This window comes from Ruegeria sp. CDSB136, assembly GCF_059610965.1.
The window spans coordinates 1-3,304 of sequence record NZ_JBXWOP010000055.1; the positions used below are offsets into that span (position 1 = coordinate 1).

The window sequence follows — 3,304 nt, forward strand, 5'->3', positions numbered from 1 at the left end:
TCGAACCATTCCTGCGCGTCAGCAACCAATCGCTCCGTCGAGTGGCGCTGCCATTCCGCCATACTCTGAAGGGCTTTCGAGGGTTCCGACGGGTTAGCGTAAGACACTTCACGCGCAGCTTGCAGGGCCGTTCGGACCGCCTCATGTCGCCGCTCGAACCAATGCTGCGCAAAGGCCTCTGTTTCCTCAAGCATTTTTTCTTGCGCGTCCCAGAATTGTTCGATCTGGGCACCGAAGGCCGGATTGCCAGACATGGGCGGCTGCATATTCTTGAAAACGTCCACGAGTGAAGCCGAGTAATTTGACTTGGACTTCTTTGTCGGCATCAAAAATTCCTCCTCATTCCCTGATTGACCTATTGTGCCACTTGCGGTGGGCATCCGCCTTAATACAGATCAATATCCCTTAATCTTATGATCCTCGGTTCAGACCGTGTAAGGATATTCGCATTCGCTCCGACATCAGTTCCTACAAGGCAGGGTCGGAGTTTGAGTAGTCTAGACAAGAAGTTAACGCTTGGTATTATGTGCACGTTGCCGGCTTTCTGATTACCCTTGGTGTCCTCATCCTTGCCGGATTGGCGTGCCATCCGCTTGTCTGACCGGGCGCTTGAAAACGGGAAAGCCCCTGAAAGCCGAAGCGGTGGGTATCGTCTTTCTGACAGCGGGTCTTTCGCTATTGCTGGAGGTTTCATTTCTTTCATCAGGCATGGTTGCAGGCGCAGTTGTCGGGAATCTTGCCCACCATCATGACCGTGCTTTTCATGAGATCGAGAACAATCAATGGCCATTCATCATCCTGTTCTTCCTGTTGGCTGGCGCCACGTTGGATAATGAGGCCTTTGGCTTCATGGGTTGGGCCGGTGCTCTTTTCCTGATCTTGCGCGCCGTGGCACGCCTTGTCGGGGGGTTATTGCGGAGCAACCCTACGCCGCGAATGATCCCATCCCTCAGCAGCGCGGATTTTTCTTGCCTGCGGCGCTGCGACGCGGAGCCGGGTCAGGCAATCACGCTAACTACTTACTACTACCACCCTTCGGGGGGCCCGCGTTGCTCTTGTCCCCTCTAGCTAGCTTGCAGCGCGGGCCAACTAGTACCATTCGTTTTTCTGCTGTGCCTGTCTCGCCGCCGCTGATGATGCGCAGCGAGAGTTGAACCTTGACGACCCACAACCGCATAGTTGATTTCGGCTACTGATATGTCAGCAGGACCTGATGCAAGCAATTCGCTCGGACTTTTAGTAAGATACCGACATCTATTATGGAATTGCTGGCATTGACGCTTCTACTTCGTTCAATCTAGAACAGCTCGTCGCCAACTGGTGCGCCGGGAGGAACCGACTACATCGTTATCAAAATTGGACCTGTAGCGCCTCGTTCACGAGACTGCCGCGGACAGCGAAATCACAACAACGCCGATCAGAAAAAGCCGCATAACGCTGCAACACTAAACCAAAAAAGTGTTCAACGAGATTGAAGAAAATAGTACGAAAGGGCTTCTGAAACAACGCGACCCGAGTGTCGCTCACCTGGAACTCCCCGAAAAAAGCGAGTGGACCAGACCGTGAAGCTGATATGCACTGCCAATTACAATCAGATCAAGCATACTGCCTGTCGCAATTGATAGCTTTGTGATGGGTGGAGCGAGGGGCTGGACGAGGGGGTAAGAGCCAGCCCCTCTCTCACAAGGGGGAATTCCGGAGTGGTAGTAGTGTTCCGTTGAAGACAACTTACCTTGAGCACCCAATCCTCGAAATTGGGGAATTCCCGTAGCATTGCAAAATCTGGCGAAATAGTCTGTTTCCAAAAGGCAAAAAGTAAGTTTCGTAACGAGCAGCGGGCATAATTTTGCCACCATGCAATCCTCTGACCGTGGGCGGCACGCGTTGATTTTTTGCGCATTCCGGATATTGCGACCGGTTATGAGCGGGTTGTTGGGTTCGGCGTGCCGCCCCACGGGCCCCAAAAAGCTCGCTGGAGAATTGAATTGCGGTTTTTAGATGTCAGAGCACAACCGCATTTTTCATTCCACCGACCCAATTTGAACAAGCCGAACAAGTAGCAGTGTGGAGCGGCGCGCCTTGATGGGGATTTACGATTTCAATGAGGGGGTACGAGTTCGGCGCGTCGCACTATGCCCCAAAAGGTGTAATGATAGCAGTGGACTATGTCCCCGCGAGCCGTTTGCTCAAACTTTCTGATGCGTAAAAATGACCTGCTCCCCTGAGAAGTCCTCGAATTTTGGTTAGCCTGTTCTCCAACTGAGGAGACAGACGATGAAGAGAAGCCGTTTCAGCGAAGAACAAATCATCGGCATTTTGAAGGAACACCAAGCTGGTCTCGGTGCGAAGGAACTGTGCCGCAAGCACGGCATCAGCGATGCGACGTTCTACAAGTTGCGCTCCAAGTATGGCGGCATGGAGGTGTCAGACGCGCGGCGACTGAAGACGCTGGAAAACGAGAACGCCAAACTGAAGAAGATGCTGGCCGAGCAGATGATGGATGTGGTGACACTGAAAGAGATGCTCGGAAAAAACTTCTGCAGCCCGGTTTGAGGAAGAATGCTGTGAACTGGGCGATGAAGACCAAGGGTTACAATCAGCGACGCGCCTGTGCGTTGACCGGGATTAACCCGCGTGTGTATCGGCGTCGATCTAAGCGCCCTTCCGACACGGAACTGCGCACCAGGATGAAAGAACTGGCCTGTGAGCGGCGTTGGTTCGGCTACCGCCACCTGCATATCCTGCTGAAACGGGAAGGCTGGGAAGTGAACTGGAAGAAGCTGTATTGGCTCTACCGCGAAGAAGGGTTAACCGTTCGTAAGCGGGGTAGACGCAAGCGCGCAGTGGGCACGAGAACGCCCATGGCGATCCCACAGGGGCCGAACCAGAGATGGTCGCTCGACTTCATGTCGGATGCGCTGGAGGATGGCCGCAGGTTCCGTGTGCCAAACGTCATTGATGACTTCAGCCGAGAATGTCTGGCCGCTGTGGTCGATACATCCATCGGCGGCGCGCGTGTCGCCCGCGAACTGGTTCGGATCACCGAGCTTCGCGGGTACACGACTAAGCCGATTCGCCTGAGTGATCTCAAGAGAGTCTTGCTGGGAGAGCCCATATATTCAAACACTAGGCAGCCTAGCACTTCTTTAATTGACAGTAACATACTCCAAGAGCTGGGTGGTACTTTGGGTGTAGAGCAAATGCGAAAAGCTATTTTGGATTTCTTCCGTAACCGCCCGATTTAGACCGTCTGCCGCGCTGCATGATCAGATTTTATAAGACGTCGTTACTGACGTGGATAACG

The 3,304-nt window shown here is 53.4% G+C and carries 2 protein-coding genes and 1 pseudogene; 2 read left to right on the forward strand and 1 reads right to left on the reverse strand.

Annotated elements, in window-relative coordinates; genetic code table 11:
• On the reverse strand, positions 1 to 326 hold a 326-nt coding region (locus AC2FIR_RS24020; RefSeq protein WP_496748941.1), incomplete at its 3' end, for a hypothetical protein.
• 283 nt (positions 327 to 609) lie between these two features.
• Here AC2FIR_RS24020 and AC2FIR_RS24025 point away from each other — a divergent pair.
• Both AC2FIR_RS24025 and AC2FIR_RS24030 read left to right on the forward strand, forming a co-directional pair.
• Complete coding sequence (locus tag AC2FIR_RS24025) at positions 610 to 1,068, forward strand: hypothetical protein (RefSeq protein ID WP_496763492.1); 459 nt, start codon at positions 610 to 612, stop codon at positions 1,066 to 1,068.
• A gap of 1,206 nt (positions 1,069 to 2,274) precedes the next feature.
• Positions 2,275 to 3,059 (forward strand): annotated as a pseudogene (locus AC2FIR_RS24030) (IS3 family transposase); the annotation flags it as partial.
• Positions 3,060 to 3,304: the final 245 nt, after the last annotated feature.